The organism is Pseudomonas sp. TH49, from assembly GCF_016650625.1.
Classification (GTDB): Bacteria; Pseudomonadota; Gammaproteobacteria; order Pseudomonadales; family Pseudomonadaceae; genus Aquipseudomonas; species Aquipseudomonas fluorescens_H.
Genome location: NZ_JAEKFL010000002.1, coordinates 1,483,876 through 1,504,006, shown reverse-complemented (window position 1 = coordinate 1,504,006; position 20,131 = coordinate 1,483,876). Strand labels below are relative to the sequence as shown.

18 protein-coding genes are annotated in these 20,131 nt (G+C 61.2%); 13 read left to right on the top strand and 5 right to left on the bottom strand.

The window, feature by feature from the left end:
* Window positions 1-74: 74 nt before the first annotated feature.
* A complete protein-coding gene (gloB, locus tag JFU48_RS24110) occupies window positions 75-842 on the bottom strand; it encodes a hydroxyacylglutathione hydrolase (RefSeq protein WP_201137904.1) in 768 nt (255 codons plus the stop codon).
* 66 nt (window positions 843-908) lie between these two features.
* On the opposite strand from gloB, the gene JFU48_RS24105 reads away from it, so the two are divergent.
* From JFU48_RS24105 to JFU48_RS24085, 5 genes are all read left to right on the top strand, one after another.
* Window positions 909-1,667, top strand: a complete 759-nt coding sequence (locus JFU48_RS24105) for a methyltransferase domain-containing protein (RefSeq protein WP_003224159.1) — start codon at window positions 909-911, stop codon at window positions 1,665-1,667.
* Window positions 1,668-1,758: 91 nt separating this feature from the next.
* Window positions 1,759-2,220, top strand: a complete 462-nt coding sequence (gene rnhA / locus JFU48_RS24100) for a ribonuclease HI (protein ID WP_103521759.1) — start codon at window positions 1,759-1,761, stop codon at window positions 2,218-2,220.
* Window positions 2,221-2,402: 182 nt separating this feature from the next.
* Window positions 2,403-3,161 (top strand): DNA polymerase III subunit epsilon, encoded by a 759-nt coding sequence (gene dnaQ / locus JFU48_RS24095; protein WP_007965849.1) that lies wholly within the window; start codon window positions 2,403-2,405, stop codon window positions 3,159-3,161.
* 244 nt (window positions 3,162-3,405) lie between these two features.
* A complete protein-coding gene (locus JFU48_RS24090; protein ID WP_103485048.1) occupies window positions 3,406-5,661 on the top strand; it encodes an Orn/Lys/Arg family decarboxylase in 2,256 nt (751 codons plus the stop codon).
* A gap of 14 nt (window positions 5,662-5,675) precedes the next feature.
* A complete protein-coding gene (locus JFU48_RS24085) occupies window positions 5,676-6,290 on the top strand; it encodes a GNAT family N-acetyltransferase (protein WP_003224167.1) in 615 nt (204 codons plus the stop codon).
* Here JFU48_RS24085 and JFU48_RS24080 read toward each other — a convergent pair.
* Entirely contained in the window at window positions 6,256-7,149 is an 894-nt protein-coding gene (locus JFU48_RS24080) for a LysR substrate-binding domain-containing protein (protein WP_201137903.1), read from the bottom strand. The two genes, JFU48_RS24085 and JFU48_RS24080, sit on opposite strands and share 35 nt — an antisense overlap.
* An 85-nt stretch (window positions 7,150-7,234) precedes the next feature.
* A complete protein-coding gene (locus tag JFU48_RS24075; RefSeq protein ID WP_003224168.1) occupies window positions 7,235-7,471 on the bottom strand; it encodes a hypothetical protein in 237 nt (78 codons plus the stop codon).
* A gap of 183 nt (window positions 7,472-7,654) precedes the next feature.
* Between JFU48_RS24075 and JFU48_RS24070 the strand changes: the two genes are divergently transcribed.
* Both JFU48_RS24070 and JFU48_RS24065 read left to right on the top strand, forming a co-directional pair.
* On the top strand, window positions 7,655-8,212 hold the full coding sequence (locus tag JFU48_RS24070) for an NADPH-dependent FMN reductase (protein WP_102357122.1): 558 nt from the start codon (window positions 7,655-7,657) through the stop codon (window positions 8,210-8,212).
* Window positions 8,213-8,372: 160 nt separating this feature from the next.
* Window positions 8,373-9,656, top strand: coding sequence for an arsenic transporter (locus JFU48_RS24065; RefSeq protein ID WP_201137902.1), 1,284 nt, complete (start codon window positions 8,373-8,375; stop codon window positions 9,654-9,656).
* Between the two features lie 129 nt (window positions 9,657-9,785).
* Here the strand turns inward: JFU48_RS24065 and JFU48_RS24060 are convergent, their stop codons facing one another.
* Complete coding sequence (locus JFU48_RS24060) at window positions 9,786-10,736, bottom strand: DUF1853 family protein (protein ID WP_003224173.1); 951 nt, start codon at window positions 10,734-10,736, stop codon at window positions 9,786-9,788.
* 115 nt (window positions 10,737-10,851) lie between these two features.
* Between JFU48_RS24060 and JFU48_RS24055 the strand changes: the two genes are divergently transcribed.
* Genes JFU48_RS24055 through pepN form a run of 6 tightly spaced genes read left to right on the top strand, consistent with a single transcriptional unit; the run spans window position 10,852 to window position 17,368 of the window.
* A complete protein-coding gene (locus JFU48_RS24055; RefSeq protein ID WP_003224174.1) occupies window positions 10,852-11,742 on the top strand; it encodes an NAD(+) kinase in 891 nt (296 codons plus the stop codon).
* Window positions 11,739-12,713, top strand: coding sequence for a metallophosphoesterase (locus tag JFU48_RS24050; protein WP_400496502.1), 975 nt, complete (start codon window positions 11,739-11,741; stop codon window positions 12,711-12,713). Before JFU48_RS24055 ends, JFU48_RS24050 begins: the two co-directional genes overlap by 4 nt.
* Window positions 12,710-13,579: a rhomboid family intramembrane serine protease gene (locus tag JFU48_RS24045; protein ID WP_103485044.1), complete on the top strand. Its 870-nt coding sequence runs from the start codon at window positions 12,710-12,712 to the stop codon at window positions 13,577-13,579. The genes JFU48_RS24050 and JFU48_RS24045 overlap by 4 nt, the downstream gene beginning before the upstream one ends.
* A gap of 33 nt (window positions 13,580-13,612) precedes the next feature.
* Window positions 13,613-13,873: a YeaC family protein gene (locus tag JFU48_RS24040; RefSeq protein ID WP_003224178.1), complete on the top strand. Its 261-nt coding sequence runs from the start codon at window positions 13,613-13,615 to the stop codon at window positions 13,871-13,873.
* On the top strand, window positions 13,870-14,700 hold the full coding sequence (locus tag JFU48_RS24035; RefSeq protein ID WP_003224179.1) for a DUF2797 domain-containing protein: 831 nt from the start codon (window positions 13,870-13,872) through the stop codon (window positions 14,698-14,700). The genes JFU48_RS24040 and JFU48_RS24035 overlap by 4 nt, the downstream gene beginning before the upstream one ends.
* A 10-nt stretch (window positions 14,701-14,710) precedes the next feature.
* Window positions 14,711-17,368, top strand: coding sequence for an aminopeptidase N (pepN, locus tag JFU48_RS24030; protein WP_201137901.1), 2,658 nt, complete (start codon window positions 14,711-14,713; stop codon window positions 17,366-17,368).
* Window positions 17,369-17,598: 230 nt separating this feature from the next.
* Here pepN and katG read toward each other — a convergent pair whose 3' ends face one another.
* Entirely contained in the window at window positions 17,599-19,869 is a 2,271-nt protein-coding gene (gene katG, locus JFU48_RS24025) for a catalase/peroxidase HPI (protein WP_201137900.1), read from the bottom strand.
* Window positions 19,870-20,131 lie beyond the last annotated feature (262 nt).

Below are 20,131 nucleotides of genomic sequence, written 5' to 3'. Positions count from 1 at the left end.
AATGTCGGGCGATTCTAGAAAGCGCACCCCCTGCGGTCAACCATTCAGAATTTTTGTACCAAGTGGTGAGTCACTTAGAACGTATCTTTCCACGCCCGCAGAGCCGCAAAAACCTCACTCGGCGCCCGGTTTTGAGCGCCTGCCCGTTCGTCCACTTTTTGTGTAACTAATGTTTCAGTGGTACGCAAAAACGGATTCGTGAGCTTTTCCAGGGCCAGGGTCGAGGGCAGGGTCATCACGCCTTTTTCCCGTTGTTGGGTGACTTTTTCCAGACGGGCGGCAATGTCCGGGTTAGTCGGTTCGACGGCCGCGGCAAATTTCAGATTGCTCAGGGTGTATTCATGGGTGCAATACACCAGCGTATCCTCGGGCAAGCTGGCGAGGCGGCTGAGCGAGTGGTGCATTTGTTCTGGCGTACCTTCGAACAGGCGTCCGCAACCGGCGGCGAACAGGGTGTCGCCGCAAAACAGCAGGCCGTGGTGGTAATAGGCGATGTGGCCGAGGGTGTGACCGGGCACCGCATAGACATCGAAGTCCCAGCCGAGGACGCTGACCTTGTCGTTGTCCTTGAGCGCCACGTCGCGCCCCGGGATGTTTTCGCTGGCCGGGCCGTAGACTTTGGCGCCGCTCGCCGCTTTCAGGCGTTCGACGCCGCCGACGTGATCGTGATGGTGATGGGTGATCAGAATGTCGCTCAACACCCAGCCCGGGTGCGCGGCCAGCCAGGCCTGCACCGGTGCGGCATCGCCCGGGTCGACCACGGCGCAGCGCTGGGTGCGGTGATCCTGTAACAACCAGATGTAGTTGTCGGTGAACGCGGGCAGGGCACTGATCTGTATCATCGTCGGAATTCGCCAAGCGGAAAACATTGGCGCATCTTAGAGCTTCTAGCGGCGTTGGAGAATGACATGACCGATAAAGCGTTCGCTCAGGCCGATCCCGACTGGCTGGCGTTGATCGGCGCGGCCCGAGAATGGCTGGCCGGCCCGCTCGGGCAATTTCTGCTGGATGAAGAACGACGCATGCTCGAAGACGAGTTGGGGCGGTTCTTCGGCGGCTACCTGGTGCATTACGGGCCGTCGGCCCAGACTCCGCCGTCGGCGCCGCAGGTGCAGCGCAACGTGCGGCTCGGCGCGCCATTGCCGGGGGTCGAGATCGTCTGCGAGGAACAGGCCTGGCCATTGAGTGAGCACGCTGCCGACGTGGTGGTGTTGCAGCACGGTCTGGATTTCTGTCTGTCGCCCCACGGTTTGCTGCGCGAAGCCGCAAGCAGCGTGCGCCCCGGCGGGCATCTGCTGATCATCGGCATCAACCCCTGGAGCACCTGGGGCTTGCGCCATGTATTCGCCCACGATGCGTTGCGTCAGGCACGCTGCATCTCGCCGTCGCGGGTGGCCGACTGGCTCAATCTGCTGGGCTTTGCGCTGGAGAAACGCCGCTTCGGGTGCTATCGTCCGCCGCTCGCGTCGCCCAAGTGGCAGGCCCGACTGGCCGGCTGGGAACGCAAGGCCGGCGACTGGCAACTGTCGGGCGGTGGCTTCTATTTATTGGTCGCGCGCAAGATCGTGGTTGGCCTGCGTCCGGTGCGTCAGGAGCGCCGCGAGCCAATGGGCAAGCTGATTCCGCTGCCGATGGCCAAGGTCAATCGCCGTCGTATCGAACCGTAAACCTTCTTTTTATAGTGGCCGGACTTGTTCCGGCCGCGGCCATCGTCGATCCGCGATTGACGGGGCCAGGCATTTTTCTGGATAGAGTGGCATGAGCGAAAGCGTCGATAGCGTAGAACTGTTCACCGACGGTGCCTGCAAGGGCAACCCCGGCCCGGGCGGCTGGGGCGCCTTGCTGGTGTGCAAGGGCGTCGAAAAGGAACTGTGGGGCGGCGAAGCCAACACCACCAACAATCGCATGGAGCTGCTCGGCGCCATCCGTGGCCTCGAAGCCTTGAAGCGGCCGTGCGAAGTGCTGCTGGTGACCGACTCGCAATACGTGATGAAGGGCATCAACGAGTGGATGGCCAACTGGAAAAAACGCGGCTGGAAGACAGCGGCGAAAGAACCGGTGAAAAACGCCGACCTGTGGAAAGAGCTGGATGAGCAGGTCAACCGGCACAACGTCACCTGGAAGTGGGTGCGCGGGCACATTGGTCACCACGGTAACGAACGGGCTGACCAGTTGGCCAACCGTGGGGTGGATGAGGTTCGCGGGTACAAGCAGAGCTGATTCCCTCCGTTGCACCGAGTCGTGGCCTTCGCGAGCAAGCCCGCTCCCACACTGGAATGCGTTTCCCTGTGGGAGCGGGCTTGCTCGCGAATGGGCGCGACACGGTCTGACTGAAACACCCCCACCGAGCGTGTTAACATCGCCGCTTTTGCACGATTGACCCCGTTGAGAATTGAACACTGATGGCCACCAGATCCGTTGTACTCGATACCGAAACCACCGGCATGCCGGTGACCGATGGTCACCGGATCATTGAAATCGGCTGTGTCGAACTGATCGGTCGGCGCCTGACGGGTCGGCACTTTCACGTCTATCTGCAACCGGATCGCGAGAGTGACGAGGGCGCGATCGGCGTCCACGGCATCACCAACGAATTCCTCGTCGGCAAGCCCCGTTTCGCCGAAGTCGCCGACGAGTTCTTCGAGTTCATCAACGGCGCGCAGCTGATCATCCATAACGCGGCGTTCGACGTTGGCTTCATCAACAACGAATTCGCCTTGATGGGGCAGCACGATCGCGCTGACATCACCCAGCATTGCACCATCCTCGACACCCTGATGATGGCCCGGGAACGTCACCCGGGGCAGCGCAACAGCCTTGACGCGTTGTGCAAACGTTATGGCGTCGACAACTCCGGCCGTGAATTGCACGGCGCCTTGCTCGACTCGGAGATTCTCGCCGACGTCTACCTGACCATGACCGGTGGCCAGACCAGCCTGTCGCTGGCCGGCAACGCTTCCGACGGCAATGGCACGGGTGAGGGCGCGGACAACTCCGCCACGGAAATCCGCCGTCTGCCGGCGGATCGTCAGCCTGCGCGGATCATTCGGGCGACGGAAGAGGAACTGGCGGCGCATATGGCGCGACTCGAAATCATCGCCAAGTCTGCGGGTGGCCCGGCGTTGTGGACGCAGATTGCCGAGGCTGATGCTCAGGCCTGAACACATTTTGTGGCGAGGGAGCTTGCTCCCGCTTGGCTGCGAAGCAGTCATAAAACCTGAATGCACATTGCTGCTGAACGAATACCAGGGGCCGCTTCGCGCCCCAGCGGGAGCAAGCTCCCTCGCCACAAAAGCCGAGTCAGGCTGAGTGAAGCCAACTGGCCACCCTCGCCACTTTCGCTGCAACCCTCTACCCTGAGTGCATTGGCAGACTTTGATCTGCCGCCTCGGGACACTGAGCCTCATGTACAAAGATTTGAAGTTTCCGGTGTTGATCGTCCACCGCGACATCAAGGCCGACACGGTCGCCGGTGACCGTATCCGTGGCATCGCCCGGGAGTTGGAGCAGGAAGGTTTTAATATCGTTTCGGCCATCGACTATACCGAAGGTCGGTTGGTGGCGTCGACCCATCACGGCCTGGCGTGCATGCTGATCGCTGCCGAAGACGCCAGCACCCATTCCCATCTCTTACAAAACATGGCCGAACTGATCGGTCTGGCCCGGGTGCGGGCGCCGGATCTGCCGATCTTCGCCCTGGGCGAACAGGTGACTCTGGAAAACGCCCCGGCCGATGCCATGGCCGAGCTCAATCAACTGCGCGGCATTCTCTATCTGTTCGAAGACACCGTGCCGTTTCTCGCCCGGCAAGTGGCGCGGGCGGCGCGCAAATATCTGGATGGTCTGCTGCCGCCGTTCTTCAAGGCACTGGTGCAGCACACCGCCGATTCCAACTATTCCTGGCACACCCCCGGTCATGGCGGTGGCGTGGCCTATCACAAGAGCCCGGTGGGGCAGGCTTTTCATCAGTTCTTTGGTGAAAACACCCTGCGTTCGGACTTGTCGGTATCGGTGCCGGAGCTGGGTTCGCTGCTCGATCACACCGGCCCGCTCGCTGAAGCGGAAGAGCGTGCGGCGCGCAACTTCGGTGCCGATCACACGTTTTTCGTGATCAATGGCACCTCGACTGCCAACAAGATCGTCTGGCATTCGATGGTCGGTCGCGATGATCTGGTGCTGGTGGATCGCAACTGCCACAAGTCAGTGCTGCACGCGATCATCATGACCGGCGCGATCCCGTTGTACCTGTGCCCGGAGCGCAATGAGCTGGGGATCATCGGCCCGATTCCGCTGAGCGAATTCAGCCGCGAGTCGATCCAGGCCAAAATCGACGCCAGCCCGTTGACCAAGGGCCGTGCGCCGAAAGTCAAACTGGCGGTGGTGACCAATTCGACCTACGACGGCTTGTGCTACAACGCCGAGCTGATCAAACAGAGCCTGGGCAACAGCGTGGAAGTCCTGCATTTCGACGAGGCGTGGTACGCCTACGCGGCGTTTCACGAGTTCTTCGCCGGGCGTTATGGCATGGCCACCTCGCGCACAGAAGACAGCCCGCTGGTGTTCACCACCCACTCCACGCACAAACTGCTCGCCGCGTTCAGCCAGGCCTCAATGATTCATGTGCAGGACGGCGGTGCGCGGCAACTGGACCGTGACCGTTTCAACGAAGCGTTCATGATGCACATCTCGACCTCGCCGCAGTACAGCATCATCGCTTCGCTGGATGTCGCTTCGGCGATGATGGAAGGCCCGGCCGGGCGTTCGCTGTTGCAGGAAACCTTCGACGAAGCGCTGAGTTTTCGGCGGGCGCTGGCCAATCTGCGCCAGCACATTGCGGCGGATGACTGGTGGTTCTCGATCTGGCAGCCACCCGGCGTCGAAGGCATCGACCGGGTGCGGACCGAAGACTGGCTATTGCAGCCGGACGCTGACTGGCATGGCTTTGGTGAAGTCAGCGACGACTATGTGCTGCTCGACCCGATCAAAGTGACCCTGGTGATGCCCGGTTTGAATGCCGGCGGCGCGCTGAGCGAGAAGGGTATTCCGGCGGCGGTGGTCAGCAAGTTCCTATGGGAGCGCGGACTGGTGGTGGAGAAGACCGGGCTGTATTCGTTCCTGGTGCTGTTCTCGATGGGCATCACCAAGGGCAAATGGAGCACGCTGCTCACCGAGTTGCTGGAGTTCAAGCGCAGTTACGACGCCAACGTCAGTCTGGCCACTTGCCTGCCTTGCGTGGCGCAGCAAGACACCGCGCGCTATCGCGGCATGGGCCTGCGTGACCTGTGCGATCAACTGCACGCCTGTTACCGCAGCAACGCCACCGCCAAGCATCTGAAACGCATGTACACGGTGCTGCCGGAAATCGCCATGAAGCCGGCCCACGCCTACGATCATCTGGTACGTGGCGAAGTCGAGGCGGTGCCGATCGATGAGCTGGAAGGGCGGATTGCAGCGGTGATGCTGGTGCCGTATCCACCGGGGATTCCGTTGATCATGCCGGGCGAACGCTTTACCGAGGCGACCCGCTCGATCATCGACTACCTGAAGTTTGCCCGCACGTTCGATAGCAGTTTCCCCGGTTTTGTCGCTGATGTGCATGGACTGCAACATGAAGACGAGGGCAATGGGCGGCAGTACACCGTCGATTGCGTCAAGGAATGAGGACTTTTCCGAGTATGCAACCGGTCATGAATCCGAAATACCCAGGGCTGTCGGTGCGCGTCGCCGACGATGGTTTCGCGGCGTACATCTGGGGCAGCGACTTCAGTTTCGAAGTCGCCGCGTACGGCGCGGCAGTCATTGGCCAACCGGTCGAGCGCTGGGCGGTGACGCCGATCGTGCCATACCGCAAGTGCTACGGCATCGATCCTGAAGAGTTCAGCAGCTATCGCGATGGCGCCGACAGCGCGATCTTCATGGCGTATCTGGATGACGAGCCGGTCGGCCATCTGGTGATCAGCACCAACTGGAACGGCTTTGCCCACATCGATGAGCTGGCAGTGCACGCCCCGGCGCGCCGGCATGGTGTGGCCAAGGCGTTGCTGGATGTCGCGCAATTCTGGAGTCGCAAGAAGAAACTGCCGGGGATCATGCTCGAGACCCAGAACAACAACCTCGGTGCCTGTCGCTTGTATGAACGTTGCGGCTACGAGATTGGCGGTATCGACCATTTGCGTTATCGCGGGATAGACCCGAACACCGCGGAAATCGCGCTGTTCTGGTATCGACTGTTCGATAACCCGCTGGAAAACCCGCTCAGCTCGCCAGCATCGCCTCGGCTTGTTCCGTGATGATCGCCAGCAGCGTCTGAATCGCTGCCGGCGTGGCGCTGTGTCGGTAGGTCAGGGCATACAGGCTGATCGGCACCGCCGGTGACAACGGGCAGACATCCAGTCCGCCGGCCCGTGCGCCGAGGGCGGTGAACGGGTCGACGATGGCCAGGCCTTCGCCGGCCTCGACCATGCTGCGCATCATCTGATGGGTTTGCACCCGGGTCTGGATGCTCGGCGCCGGGCGCAGGGCCTGAATTTTGTTCTCCAGCGCCGGGCTCAACGGGTCGTGGCCTTCAAGGCCGACCATCGCCTGGCCGGCGAGATCCTGCAGGGAAATGTATTTCTGCTTCGGTTGCAGCCAGCCGTGGGGCGCGAGCAGTTGCAGCTTGCCGTGGGCCAGCGGCTGCGCATGGATGTCGGGATGTTCCGGATCGTGCAGGCTCAGGCCCAGATCGCTTTCGCGCAGCAGCAGACTGCGGACGATGTCGCACGTGGGCGAACTGAGCAAGCGGCAGGGGGCATCGGGCAAGCGCCGGCGCAGCAGCGCGATGCTTTGCGGCAACAGGTGGTGCGCCAGCGGCGGGGTGCCGATGATGCGCAGGGGTGGGGCGAGGTATTGCCTGAGGCTGCTGGCCAGCCGTTGCACCGGCTCCAGCGCTTGATAGACGTGAGCGATTTCCACCTGCAACGCCCGCGCTTCAGGCGTCGACTGCAGGCGGCCACGGACGCTGGCGAACAGCATGAACCCCAACTGACTCTCGGCTTCGCGCAATCGCTCCTCGACGTCGGCCACCGGCAGTTGCAGCCATTCGGCGGCGGTGCCCAGGTGACCGGTCTGCAAGAGCGCCTGAATCACTTCGATATGACGTAAACGCATGCGTGAAGTCCATGTTCAGCAGGTGGGGTCAGTGGCTGAATCCTACCCCAAGTCTGCGCATATGACTTCTGCTCATAACGCGCGGTTATTGAGCGGCGGTTGTCTCAGGTTCGCGGATCAGCGTGATGTCCGACTGAACCAGCAAAAACTCGCTGTCACTGAGCTTTTTGACGCGATCGCCAATGGCCAGCTTGTAGGTGGTGACAGGCTCCATGCCGGTGAGACCGTCTGCCGACGGGGTGGATTCCTGGAACTCATGCACGGAATAAACGCGGCCTTCCGCATCTCTTGCATGGAACTGACCGACGAGTACTGCTGCCATCTGCTTAGAACCTCTGGAGATAAATCACTTGATTTGCGGCTTGGTAGACCGTCATCAAGCCCTGTAAGTTTTCCTACAGGAAAAAAATAATCAGCGCGGAGGAATTTCCTTCGCTCACTGGTGGAATCGGCTTCGGATCATCTATAACTACTGGCTCTTCCCTCCGACAGTCGAGAGTCTTCCATGAGCAATGTCTACAACGTCGCTGTAGTCGTCGGCAGCCTGCGCAAAGCATCGATCAACCGCAAAGTCGCACTGGCGCTGGCCGAGCTGGCACCGGCGAACCTCAAACTGAAGATTGTCGAAATAGGCGATCTGCCACTTTATAACGAAGACATCGACGGCGATTCACCGCCCGCAGCCTACAGCACTTTTCGCCAGGAAGTCGGCTCTTCCGACGCGGTGCTGTTTGTCACCCCGGAATATAACCGCTCCGTGCCGGCACCTTTGAAGAATGCGATTGACGTGGGCTCACGGCCTTACGGCAAAAGCGTCTGGGGCGGCAAACCGGGTGCGGTGATCAGCGTGTCGCCGGGAGCGATTGGCGGGTTTGGCGCCAACCAGCATTTGCGCCAGTCCTTCGTGTTTCTCAATGTGCCATGCATGCAGCAGCCCGAGGCGTATCTGGGTGGCGCGGGTTCGGCGTTTGACGAGGCGGGCAAATTGAGCGAGTCGGTGAAACCTTTTCTGCAGAATTTCATCAATGCCTACGGACAATTCGTAGAGCAACACAAAAAATAATCTGGTCAGAGCTGCGACAAACCAGAGATCCTGTGGGAGCGGGCTTGCTCGCGAAGGCGGTGTGTCAGACACAAAGTTTTCATCTGACACACCGCCTTCGCGAGCAAGCCCGCTCCCACATTTGGATCTCCACTCATTGAATAATTGAAGGCTGTCGCGAATGCTCGCTGCGTCACTGATCTTCCTGCTGACCATCACCCTTGTCATCTGGCAACCCAAAGGCCTCGGGGTCGGCTGGAGCGCGACGCTCGGCGCGGTGCTGGCCCTGATCTTCGGCGTCGTGCACCTGAGCGACATTCCGCTGGTGTGGCAAATCATCTGGAACGCCACCGGCACCTTCGTCGCGCTGATCATCATCAGCCTGCTGCTCGACGAAGCCGGATTCTTCGCCTGGGCCGCGCTGCACGTGGCGCGCTGGGGGCGGGGCAGTGGGCGCAAGCTGTTTGCCTACATGGTGCTGCTTGGCGCGCTGGTATCGGCGCTGTTCGCCAATGACGGCGCGGCGCTGATCCTCACGCCTATCGTGATTTCGATGCTGCTGGCGCTGCGCTTTTCCCCGGCGGCGACCCTCGCGTTCGTCATGGGCGCCGGTTTTATCGCCGACACCGCGAGCCTGCCGCTGGTGGTGTCGAACCTGGTCAACATCGTTTCGGCGGACTTCTTTCACATTGGCTTCAACCGCTATGCGGCAGTGATGGTGCCGGTCAACTTCGTCAGCGTGGCCGCAACGCTCGCCGTACTGATGTGGTTCTTCCGCCGCGACATTCCCAAGGCCTACGACCCCGAACAGCTTGACCTGCCGCACACGGCGATCCACGACAAAGCCACGTTCTACGCCGGTTGGGTGGTGCTGGTGATTCTGTTGATCGGCTGCTTCTTCCTCGAACAGCTGGGCATCCCGATCAGCGCGATCTCGGCGGTCTGCGCGGCGCTGCTGCTGGGGATCGCCGCCCGAGGCCACAAGATTTCCACGCGCAAGGTGCTGAAAGAAGCACCGTGGCAGATCGTGATTTTCTCGCTGGGCATGTATCTGGTGGTCTATGGCCTGCGCAATGCCGGGCTGACTGGGTATCTGGCCGGCTGGCTGGATGTGTTCGCCGGGTACGGCGTGTGGGGCGCGGCGCTGGGTACCGGGGTGCTGACGGCGCTGTTGTCATCGATCATGAACAACTTGCCGACAGTGCTGATCGGCTTGTTGTCGATCGATGCGAGTCAGGCCAGCGGTGTGGTCAAGGAAGCGATGATCTATGCCAACGTGATCGGCAGCGACCTGGGGCCGAAAATCACCCCGATCGGCAGTCTGGCAACCTTGCTCTGGCTGCATGTGCTGGCGCGCAAGGATATCCGGATTGGTTGGGGGTATTACTTCAAGGTCGGGATTGTGCTGACGGTGCCGGTGTTGTTGGTTACCTTGGCGGCGTTGGCTTTGCGGCTATCCCTTTAGACCTATTCGGCCTCTTCGCGAGCAGGCTCGCTCCCACAGGGAGTGGGTCGCCTCTCCCTACATTTGAAATGCAGTCCAAATGTGGGAGCGAGCCCGCTCGCGAAGAGGCCGGGTCAGGCATTGAAATTTTCAGGCCTGCCCCGGCACATTCGGCCAAAGATCCGCCACCAGAAACAACCGCTCCGCCTCTTCCCATTCGCCCTGCGCATTCTCGGTCAGGCGCACCAGCAGTTGCGCCGGGGCCATCGGTTCCAGGTCATCCAGCCACATCTGCAGGTGTTCAGCGCTCCAGGTCTGATCCGCCGGATAGTGCGCCGGCGCCAGCCACGCATGGCGGGGCAGGGGTTGCCAGCGGCCGGCCGGACGTTGAGCGACGAACGCCGGCCAGTCCTTCTGATGCAGCCAACTGCCACGCAGGTGCTGCGGATGCGCGCCTCTGGGCGGTTCGGCCTGACCGGGCCACGGGTACAGCAGATATCCGCCCAGCCACAGTTGCGCACTGAACACTTCGATGTCCAGCTTGGCCAGCGCCTCGCGGCTTTCCGGGCGCGCCGAGATCGGCAGTTGATGTTCGGCCAGATGCGCCAGTTTGCGGTCGAGCCGATCGTGACAGCCCGGCCCCAGCCACTGCGCCGGGTCGTGGCCGTTGCCCTCCTGCGGGCCGAGGTAGAGCTTGATCGCCAATTCCAGGTGATGCACGCCGTCGCGGTCGCGCAGCAGCATATCGAGTTCGCCGAGGGTGTGGCCTTCGCGGCGGATCGGCAGGTTGGCGGCAATCAGCTCGATGCCCGGCGCATGCTCCACGGCAAACTGCCACAACCGTTCGTAATACAGGCCCAGCCGCCGGGTACGCGCCTGCGCCAGCCAGTGCAGCAAGCCATAACTGTCGCGATCCAGTTGCCGCAGCCAGTGCTCCAGACGCGCGGGATCGCTCACCCAATCGCTGCCGGCCAGCGGATGGCGCTGCGGCCACGGCGTCGCGGCCAACATTGGCGGGGCGAGAATCACCCACGCCAGGTCACGCACTTCCGGATGGCGTAATTGGTGTGGCAACTGGAGCAAGTCGGGAAACAGGATCATCTTGCGAGCATAGCCTTAAACACGAGCGCACCCTTGTGGCTGAAAGGATTTTGTCTATGGCGGGCTTTCGCCCATAATCGTGCTTTTCGCGTTTTCGATTGTCCGCAGAGGTCCCATGGAGCAATTTCGTAATATCGGCATCATCGGTCGCCTGGGCAGTTCCCAGGTGCTGGATACCGTCCGCCGACTGAAACGCTTTCTGCTCGATCGTCACCTGCACGTGATTCTCGAAGACACCATCGCCGAAGTTCTGCCGGGCCACGGCCTGCAGACCTCGTCACGCAAGATGCTCGGCGAAGTCTGCGACATGGTCATCGTCGTCGGCGGTGACGGCAGCCTGCTCGGCGCCGCTCGCGCATTGGCCAAACACAATATTCCGGTGCTGGGGATCAACCGTGGCAGCCTCGGTTTTCTCACCGACATTCGCCCCGATGAGCTGGAAGTCGAAGTGGCCAAGGTGCTCGACGGCCATTATCTGGTGGAAAACCGCTTCCTGCTGCAAGCCGAAGTTCGCCGGCATGCCGAGGCCATTGGCCAGGGCGATGCGCTGAACGACGTGGTACTGCACCCGGGCAAATCGACGCGGATGATCGAGTTCGAGCTGTACATCGACGGCCAGTTCGTCTGCAGCCAGAAGGCCGACGGCCTGATCGTCGCCACGCCGACCGGTTCCACCGCGTATGCGCTGTCCGCCGGTGGCCCGATCATGCATCCCAAGCTCGATGCCATTGTGATCGTGCCGATGTACCCCCATATGTTGTCGAGCCGGCCAATTGTGGTCGATGGCAACAGTGAGCTGAAAATCGTCGTGTCGAAAAACATGCAGATTTACCCGCAAGTCTCCTGCGACGGGCAGAACCACTTCACCTGCGCGCCGGGCGACACCATCACCGTGAGCAAGAAAGCGCAGAAGCTGCGGCTGATTCACCCGCTCGACCACAACTACTACGAAGTCTGCCGGACCAAGCTCGGCTGGGGCAGCAAGTTGGGTGGTGGAGGCGACTGATGCTCGATCCCGCGCGCAGTTATGACTTGATTGGTGACGTGCACGGATGCGCCCTGACCCTCGAACACTTGCTTGACCGTCTCGGTTACCACAAGCAGGGCGGGGTCTGGCGGCATCCATCGCGCATGGCCGTGTTCGTCGGCGACATCATCGACCGTGGCCCGCGGATTCGCGAGGCGCTGCACATCGTCCACGACATGGTCGTGGCCGGGCAGGCGCTGTGCATCATGGGCAACCACGAATTCAACGCCCTGGGCTGGAGCACGCCGGCGCCTCCGGGCAGCGGCAAGCAGTTCGTCCGTGAGCACACGCCGCGCCATGCGCGCCTGCTGCAGGAAACCCTGACTCAGTTCGAAGGCCACCCCGGTGACTGGCACGATTTCCAGCGCTGGTTCTACCAACTGCCGCTGTTTGTCGACGCCGGACGTTTCCGCGTGGTGCACGCTTGCTGGGATGCCGGACTGATCGAACCGTTGCGCGCGCTGTTTCCCGATGGCTGCATCGATGAGCATTTTCTGCAGGCCTCGGCGGTTCCGGACAGCTTCGCCTGCACGGTGTTTGATCGACTGCTGCGCGGCACCGACATGCGCCTGCCGGATGGCTTGACCATGACCAGCGGCGACGGTCTGGTGCGTTCGTTCTTCCGTACCAAGTTCTGGGAAGACGACCCGAAAACCTACGGTGACATCGTCTTCCAGCCGGATGCACTGCCGGAGCCGGTGGCACAGAAGCCGCTGACTTCCAGTGAAAAAAACAATCTGCTGCGCTATGGCATTGATGAGCCGTTGCTGTTCGTCGGCCACTACTGGCGCAGCGGCAAACCGGCGCCGATCCGCCCGAATCTCGCGTGTCTCGATTACAGCGCGGTGCTCTACGGCAAACTGGTGGCCTATCGTCTGGATCAGGAAACACGCCTGGATCCGCATAAATTTGTCTGGGTCGATGTCGAGCGGCCGGAGGTGCTGCAATGAGTGCGGTAGCGGTATTGCGTCTGCCGTTGGCGGTGGATCTGAGCGGTTTCGTCAAACTGCTGCAACGGATGCAGGTGCCGCATCGGGTCAGCGAAGAGGCGGGCGAGCAGGTGCTGTGGGCACCGGCGGAAATCAGTGAGGACGTGCGGTCGCTGTACGAGCGCTTCCCGGCCGGTGACCCCGACCAACAGCTGGACATCCCGGTGGCCCCGACCTTCAAGCGTCCGGGCTTCGCCGAACAACTCAAACATGCCAAGGCCACCGGGTTCATCCTGCTGCTGAGCCTGCTGGTCGGCGGCCTGACCTATCTGGGCGACAACCTGGATACCCTGCGCTGGCTGACCTTCCTCGATTTCCGCGTGGTCGGCGAGTACATCCACTTCACGCCGCTGGCCGACAGTCTGGCGGCGGGGCAGTGGTGGCGCCTGTTCACCCCGATGCTGCTGCACTTCGGCATTCTGCACCTGGCCATGAACGGCATGTGGTACTGGGAGCTGGGGCGGCGCATCGAATCGCGTCAGGGCAGCATCAATCTGCTCGGTCTGACGTTGTTGTTCAGCCTGGTGTCGAACTACGCGCAGTTTGCCTGGAGTGGCCCGAGCCTGTTCGGCGGCCTGTCCGGCGTGCTTTACGGATTGCTCGGCCACTGCTGGATTTTCCAGTTGCTGGCGCCGAACCCGGCGTATCGCTTGCCGCGTGGTGTGCTGGTGATGATGCTGGTGTGGCTGGTGATTTGCATGTCCGGGCTGGTCTCGATGATTGGTTTCGGCCAGATCGCCAACGCCGCGCACGTCAGCGGGTTACTCATCGGATGCCTCACCGGTTTGTTGGGCGGTTTGTATAACCGCCGTAAACTGGCCGCCTAAAATTTTCAGTGAATAAAGAGCACGGAGACCCAGATGTCCTCTTTTAACGACATGATCAAGAACATCACCCCGGATATCTACGAGAGCCTGAAACTGGCCGTGGAAATCGGCAAGTGGTCCGACGGTGGCAAACTCACCGCCGAACAGCGCGAGCTGTCGTTGCAGGCGATGATCGCCTGGGAAATCCAGAACCTGCCTGAAGACCAGCGCACCGGTTACATGGGCCCGCAAGAATGTGCGTCGAAGTCGATCGAAGTGCCGAACATCCTGTTCAAGTCGGATGCCATCCATTGATCGAGATTGGCCGCGGTGCAATCAGCAAAATGTCGGCGCGCCTGGACGGGCCGAATGTGCAATACGCGTTTCGTCTGGATGACGTCGAGGTGCCGGTCAATCCCATGATCGGCACCACGGTGCGTCTGGAGTACCTGGGGGCGATCCACTGCACCCATTGCGGGCGCAAGACCAAAACCAGTTTCAGCCAGGGTTACTGCTACCCGTGCATGACCAAACTGGCGCAGTGCGACATCTGCATCATGAGCCCGGAGCGCTGCCACTTCGAGGCCGGCACCTGCCGCGACCCGGTGTGGGGCCAGCAGTTCTGCATGACCGATCACGTGGTGTATCTGGCCAACTCGTCGGGAATCAAGGTCGGCATCACTCGCGCCACGCAACTGCCGACCCGCTGGCTCGATCAGGGCGCGAGTCAGGCGCTGCCGATCATGCGTGTGTCGACGCGGCAACAGTCGGGCTTCGTCGAAGACCTGTTCCGCAGTCAGGTGGCAGACAAGACCAACTGGCGCGCCTTGCTCAAGGGCGATGCGGCGGCGGTGGATCTGGCCCAGGTGCGCGACCAACTGTTCGACAGCTGTGCCGAAGGCCTGGACGGCTTGCAGCAGCGATTCGGCCTACAAGCTATTCAGAAGATTACCGATGTAGAACCTCTCGAAATCCGCTATCCGGTCGAGCAATACCCGGCCAAAATCGTCAGCTTCAACCTGGACAAGAACCCGATTGCCGAAGGCACGCTGCTGGGGATCAAGGGTCAGTACCTGATTTTTGACACCGGCGTGATCAACATTCGCAAATACACGGCCTATCAGCTCGCCGTGCATCAATAAGGATTCCAGCATGCGCACCGAACAACCGAAGATGATTTACCTGAAGGACTATCAGGCACCCGAGTACCTGATAGACGAGACGCACCTGACCTTCGAGCTGTTCGAGGACCACAGCCTGGTCCACGCGCAACTGGTGATGCGCCGCAACCCGGAGCGTGGCCCGGGCCTGCCGCCGCTGGTGCTCGACGGCCAGCAACTGGAGCTGCTGTCGGTGACCCTGGCCGACCAGGAACTGAGCGCCGGCGATTATCAGCTGACCGAAAACACCCTGACCCTGCAACCGGCCAGCGCCAGCTTCACGGTCGACACCAGCGTCAGGATCCACCCGGAAACCAACACCGCGCTGGAAGGCCTGTACAAGTCCGGCACGATGTTCTGCACCCAGTGCGAGGCCGAAGGCTTTCGCAAAATCACCTATTACCTCGACCGCCCGGACGTGATGAGCAAGTTCACCACCACGGTGGTCGCCGAACAGCACAGCTATCCGGTGCTGCTGTCCAACGGCAACCCGATTGCCTCGGGCCCTGGCGAAGATGGCCGGCACTGGGCGACTTGGGAAGACCCGTTCATGAAGCCGGCGTACCTGTTCGCGCTGGTGGCTGGTGATTTGTGGTGCGTCGAAGACACCTTCACCACCATGACCCAGCGCAATGTCGCGCTGCGCATCTACGTCGAGCCGGAAAACATCGACAAGTGCCAGCACGCGATGAACAGCCTGAAGAAGTCGATGCGCTGGGACGAAGAGGTCTACGGTCGCGAGTACGATCTGGACATCTTCATGATCGTCGCCGTCAACGACTTCAACATGGGTGCGATGGAGAACAAGGGTCTCAACATCTTCAACTCCAGCGCCGTGCTGGCTCGCGCCGAAACCGCCACCGACGCTGCGCACCAGCGGGTCGAGGCGATCGTCGCCCACGAATACTTCCACAACTGGTCGGGCAACCGCGTGACCTGCCGCGACTGGTTCCAGCTGTCGCTCAAGGAAGGCTTTACCGTATTCCGCGACGCCGGTTTCTCCTCGGACATGAACTCGGCCACGGTCAAGCGCATTCAGGACGTGGCGTACCTGCGTACCCACCAGTTCGCCGAAGATGCAGGTCCCATGGCTCACGCGGTGCGTCCGGACAGCTTCATCGAGATTTCCAACTTCTACACCCTGACCGTGTACGAAAAAGGCTCGGAAGTGGTCGGCATGATCCACACCCTGCTGGGCGCCGAAGGTTTCCGCAAGGGCAGTGACCTGTACTTCGAACGCCATGACGGCCAGGCTGTGACCTGCGACGATTTCGTCAAGGCCATGGAAGACGCCAACGGTGTCGACTTGACCCAGTTCAAGCGCTGGTACAGCCAGGCCGGCACACCGCGTCTGGCGGTCAGCGAGTCGTATGACGCCGCGGCGAAAACCTACAGCCTGACCTTCCGCCAGAGCTGCCCGGAAACCCCGGACAAGGTGGAAAAACTGCCGTTCGTGATCCCGGTCGAACTCGGTCTGCTCGACAGCAAAGGCAACGAGATTGCCCTGCGTCTGGCCGGTGAAGCATCGGCCCAGGGCACCAGCCGCGTGATCTCGGTGACCGAGGCTGAGCAGACCTTCACCTTCGTCGACATCGCTGAACACCCGCTGCCATCGTTGCTGCGTGGTTTCTCCGCACCGGTGAAACTGAGCTTCCCGTACAACCGCGACCAGTTGATGTTCCTGATGCAGCACGACAGTGACGGCTTCAATCGCTGGGATGCCGGTCAGCAGCTGTCGGTGCAGGTGCTGCAGGAACTGATCGCCCAGCAGCAGAAGGGCGAGAGCCTGGTGCTCGATCCGCGTCTGATCTCGGCGCTGAAAACCGTGCTGTCCGACGAGTCGCTGGATCAGGCCATGGTCGCCGAAATGCTCTCGCTGCCGAGCGAAGCCTATCTGACCGAAATCAGCGAAGTGGCGGATGTCGAGGCGATCCACACCGCTCGCGAGTTTGCCCGCAAGCAACTGGCGGACAACCTGTTCGAAGCGCTGTGGCTGCGTTACCAGGCCAACCGTGATCTGTCGAAGCAAACGCCGTATGTGGCCGAGGCCGAGCACTTTGCCCGTCGCGCGCTGCAGAACATTGCGCTGTCGTACCTGATGCTCAGCGGCAAGCCGGAAGTGTTGGTCGCTACGCAAGAACAGTTCGAAAACAGCGACAACATGACCGAGCGCCTGACCGCGCTGGCGGTGCTGGTCAACTCGCCGTTCGAAGAACAAAAGGCCAAAGCACTGGCGACCTTCGCCGAGCACTTCAAGGACAACCCGCTGGTCATGGATCAGTGGTTCAGCGTGCAGGCCGGCAGCACGCTGCCGGGCGGTCTGGAACGCGTGAAAGCCTTGATGCAGCACCCGGCGTTCAACATCAAGAACCCGAACAAGGTGCGTGCGCTGGTCGGTGCGTTTGCCGGGCAGAACCTGATCAACTTCCACGCTGCCGACGGTTCGGGCTACCGCTTCCTCGCGGATCTGGTGATCGAACTGAACGGCTTCAACCCGCAGATCGCCTCGCGCCAACTGGCGCCACTGACCCGCTGGCGTAAATACGACAGCGCCCGTCAGGCGTTGATGAAGGCTGAGCTGGAGCGGATTCTGGCTTCGGGGCAGTTGTCGAGCGATGTGTACGAAGTGGTGAGCAAAAGCCTGGCGTAACACGTAACGACATGTGGGATCGGGCTTGCTCGCGAAAGCGGTGTGTCAGACACGGAGATGTCGACTGGTACACCGCATTCGCGAGCAAGCCCGCTCCCACAGTTATTTGCGTAGTGCACAAACCCCTGTAGGAGCTGTCGAGTGCAACGAGGCTGCGATCTTTTGATTCTGGTTGTTTGAATCAGGATCAAAAGATCGCAGCGTGCCGCAGCTCCTACAGGGTTATTGCGTTACTTCAGATCAAACCGATCCAGATCCATCACCTTGGCCCACGCCGCCACGAAGTCTTTGACGAACTGTTCCTTCGCGTCAGAACTCGCATACACCTCGGCCAGCGCACGCAGGATTGCGTTGGAACCAAACACCAGATCAACCCGCGTCGCCGTCCACTTCACGCTGCCGGTTTTACGGTCGCGTCCTTCGAACTCGTCCGCTGCCGGTGAGGTCGGCTTCCACTCCACGCCCATGTCCAGCAGGTTGGTGAAGAAGTCGTTGCTCAGGGTTTCAGTGCGCGACGTGAACACACCATGCCGGCTTTGCCCGACGTTCGCCCCCAATACCCGCAGACCACCGACCAGAACGGTCATTTCCGGCGCGGACAGGGTCAGCAGTTGCGCCTTGTCGATCAGCAGCGCTTCGGCGGAAACGGTGTATTTGCCCTTGCTGTAGTTACGGAAACCATCGGCAATCGGTTCGAGGAAACCAAACGACTCGACGTCGGTTTGCTCCTGAGTCGCATCGGTTCGACCTGGATTGAACGGCACAGAGACCGAGTGCCCGGCGTTTTTCGCCGCTTGCTCGACCCCGGCGTTACCCGCCAGCACGATCAGGTCCGCCAGTGAAACTTTCTTGCCGGATGAGCCGGCGTTGAACTCGTTCTGAATGCCCTCAAGGGTCTTCAGCACCTTGTCCAGTTGCTCCGGCTGGTTGGCCTGCCAGAATTTCTGCGGGGCCAGACGCAGACGGCCACCGTTGGCGCCGCCACGTTTATCGGAACCACGGAAGGTCGATGCGGCGGCCCATGCCGTCGAAACCAGCTCCGAAACGGAAAGTCCCGACGCTAGCACTTTGCTTTTCAGCGCCGCCGCATCGTTGCTGTCGATCAGCGGGTGAGTGGCTTCAGGAATCGGGTCTTGCCACAGCAGTTCTTCGTTGGGCAGTTCCGGGCCGAGGTAGCGCGACAGCGGGCCCATGTCACGGTGGATCAGCTTGTACCAGGCGCGGGCGAAAGCGTCCGCCAGTTGATCCGGGTTGGCCAGGAAGCGTCGGGCGATCGGCTCGTAAATCGGGTCGAAGCGCAGCGCCAGGTCGGAGGTGAGCATGGTCGGCGAGAGCTTTTTGCTCGGATCGTGCGCATGGGGAACGGTGCCGGCCCCCGCGCCGTTTTTCGGTTTCCATTGGTGCGCACCGGCCGGGCTTTTGAACAGTTCCCACTCGAAACCGAACAGGTTTTCCAGGTAGTTGTTGCTCCACTGGGTCGGGGTGGTGGTCCAGGTCACTTCCAGGCCGCTGGTGATGGTGTCGGCGCCTTTGCCGGTACCGAATGCGTTGCGCCAGCCGAGGCCTTGTTCTTCCAGGCCGGCCGCTTCCGGCTCAGGCCCGACATTGTCGGCAGGGCCGGCACCGTGGGTCTTGCCGAAAGCGTGACCGCCAGCGATCAGCGCCACGGTTTCTTCGTCGTTCATCGCCATGCGGCCAAAGGTTTCGCGGATATCGCGACCCGAAGCCACCGGATCTGGGTTGCCCTCGGGGCCTTCCGGGTTCACATAAATCAGGCCCATCTGCACCGCGGCGAGCGGGTTCTCCAGATTGCGTTCGCCCTGATCGGTGCGGCTTTGCTCTTTGCCGTGCAGGTCCGGTTCGGCTACCAGCGTGCCGTCACCGGGTTCCTGCATGGCGGATTTGTCCTTGCCGTAGCGGCTGTCGCCACCGAGCCATTCGTGTTCCGAACCCCAATAAACGTCTTCGTCCGGTTCCCACACATCGGGACGACCGCCGGAGAAGCCGAAAGTCTTGAAGCCCATGGATTCCAGCGCGACGTTACCGGTGAGTACGATCAGGTCAGCCCAGGAAATATTGCGACCGTATTTCTGTTTGATCGGCCATAGCAGTCGGCGGGCCTTGTCGAGGCTGACGTTGTCCGGCCAGCTGTTGAGCGGGGCGAAACGCTGTTGCCCGGAGCCGGCGCCTCCGCGGCCATCGGCGGTGCGATAGGTGCCGGCGCTGTGCCAGGCCATGCGGATGAACAGCGGGCCATAGTGGCCGAAGTCGGCGGGCCACCAGTCCTGGGAGTCGGTCATCAGCGCGCGCAGGTCTTGTTTCAGGGCCTGGAAGTCCAGGCTCTGGAAGGCTTTGGCGTAGTCGAAGTCCTTGCCCAGCGGATCGGACTTGGGCGAGTGCTGGCTGAGGATCTTCAGGTTCAGTTGATTCGGCCACCAGTCACGGTTCGTCGTACCACCACCGGCGGCGTGGTTGAACGGGCATTTCGATTCGTTTGCCATGTTCGAGTCCTTATCAGGTCTTGTACGGCCGGCTCGTGCCGACTTCGGAGTAGTAAGGCTAGACCCGACTCGGGCAACCAGCTAATAGGCCGACTATTGGAGGCTGATAGGCACAGTCTTTCAGCGTCTTTGAGCTATTGCACAGGCGGCCTGATTCCCTGAATCAGGCCTGAAATCCGCGTGCTTGAGCGCTTGCTGCAAAACGAATTGGAAGAATCGTGATGACAGAAAGAAATGTTATTGTATAACATAAAAAAGATTT

Bases quoted from the DNA above. Each gene is read 5' to 3' on its own strand.
- gloB (WP_201137904.1), bottom strand. From the start codon at position 842: ATGATACAGATCAGTGCCCTGCCCGCGTTCACCGACAACTACATCTGG.
- JFU48_RS24105 (WP_003224159.1), top strand. From the start codon at position 909: ATGACCGATAAAGCGTTCGCTCAGGCCGATCCCGACTGGCTGGCGTTG.
- rnhA (WP_103521759.1), top strand. From the start codon at position 1,759: ATGAGCGAAAGCGTCGATAGCGTAGAACTGTTCACCGACGGTGCCTGC.
- dnaQ (WP_007965849.1), top strand. From the start codon at position 2,403: ATGGCCACCAGATCCGTTGTACTCGATACCGAAACCACCGGCATGCCG.
- JFU48_RS24090 (WP_103485048.1), top strand. From the start codon at position 3,406: ATGTACAAAGATTTGAAGTTTCCGGTGTTGATCGTCCACCGCGACATC.
- JFU48_RS24085 (WP_003224167.1), top strand. From the start codon at position 5,676: ATGCAACCGGTCATGAATCCGAAATACCCAGGGCTGTCGGTGCGCGTC.
- JFU48_RS24080 (WP_201137903.1), bottom strand. From the start codon at position 7,149: ATGCGTTTACGTCATATCGAAGTGATTCAGGCGCTCTTGCAGACCGGT.
- JFU48_RS24075 (WP_003224168.1), bottom strand. From the start codon at position 7,471: ATGGCAGCAGTACTCGTCGGTCAGTTCCATGCAAGAGATGCGGAAGGC.
- JFU48_RS24070 (WP_102357122.1), top strand. From the start codon at position 7,655: ATGAGCAATGTCTACAACGTCGCTGTAGTCGTCGGCAGCCTGCGCAAA.
- JFU48_RS24065 (WP_201137902.1), top strand. From the start codon at position 8,373: ATGCTCGCTGCGTCACTGATCTTCCTGCTGACCATCACCCTTGTCATC.
- JFU48_RS24060 (WP_003224173.1), bottom strand. From the start codon at position 10,736: ATGATCCTGTTTCCCGACTTGCTCCAGTTGCCACACCAATTACGCCAT.
- JFU48_RS24055 (WP_003224174.1), top strand. From the start codon at position 10,852: ATGGAGCAATTTCGTAATATCGGCATCATCGGTCGCCTGGGCAGTTCC.
- JFU48_RS24045 (WP_103485044.1), top strand. From the start codon at position 12,710: ATGAGTGCGGTAGCGGTATTGCGTCTGCCGTTGGCGGTGGATCTGAGC.
- JFU48_RS24040 (WP_003224178.1), top strand. From the start codon at position 13,613: ATGTCCTCTTTTAACGACATGATCAAGAACATCACCCCGGATATCTAC.
- pepN (WP_201137901.1), top strand. From the start codon at position 14,711: ATGCGCACCGAACAACCGAAGATGATTTACCTGAAGGACTATCAGGCA.
- katG (WP_201137900.1), bottom strand. From the start codon at position 19,869: ATGGCAAACGAATCGAAATGCCCGTTCAACCACGCCGCCGGTGGTGGT.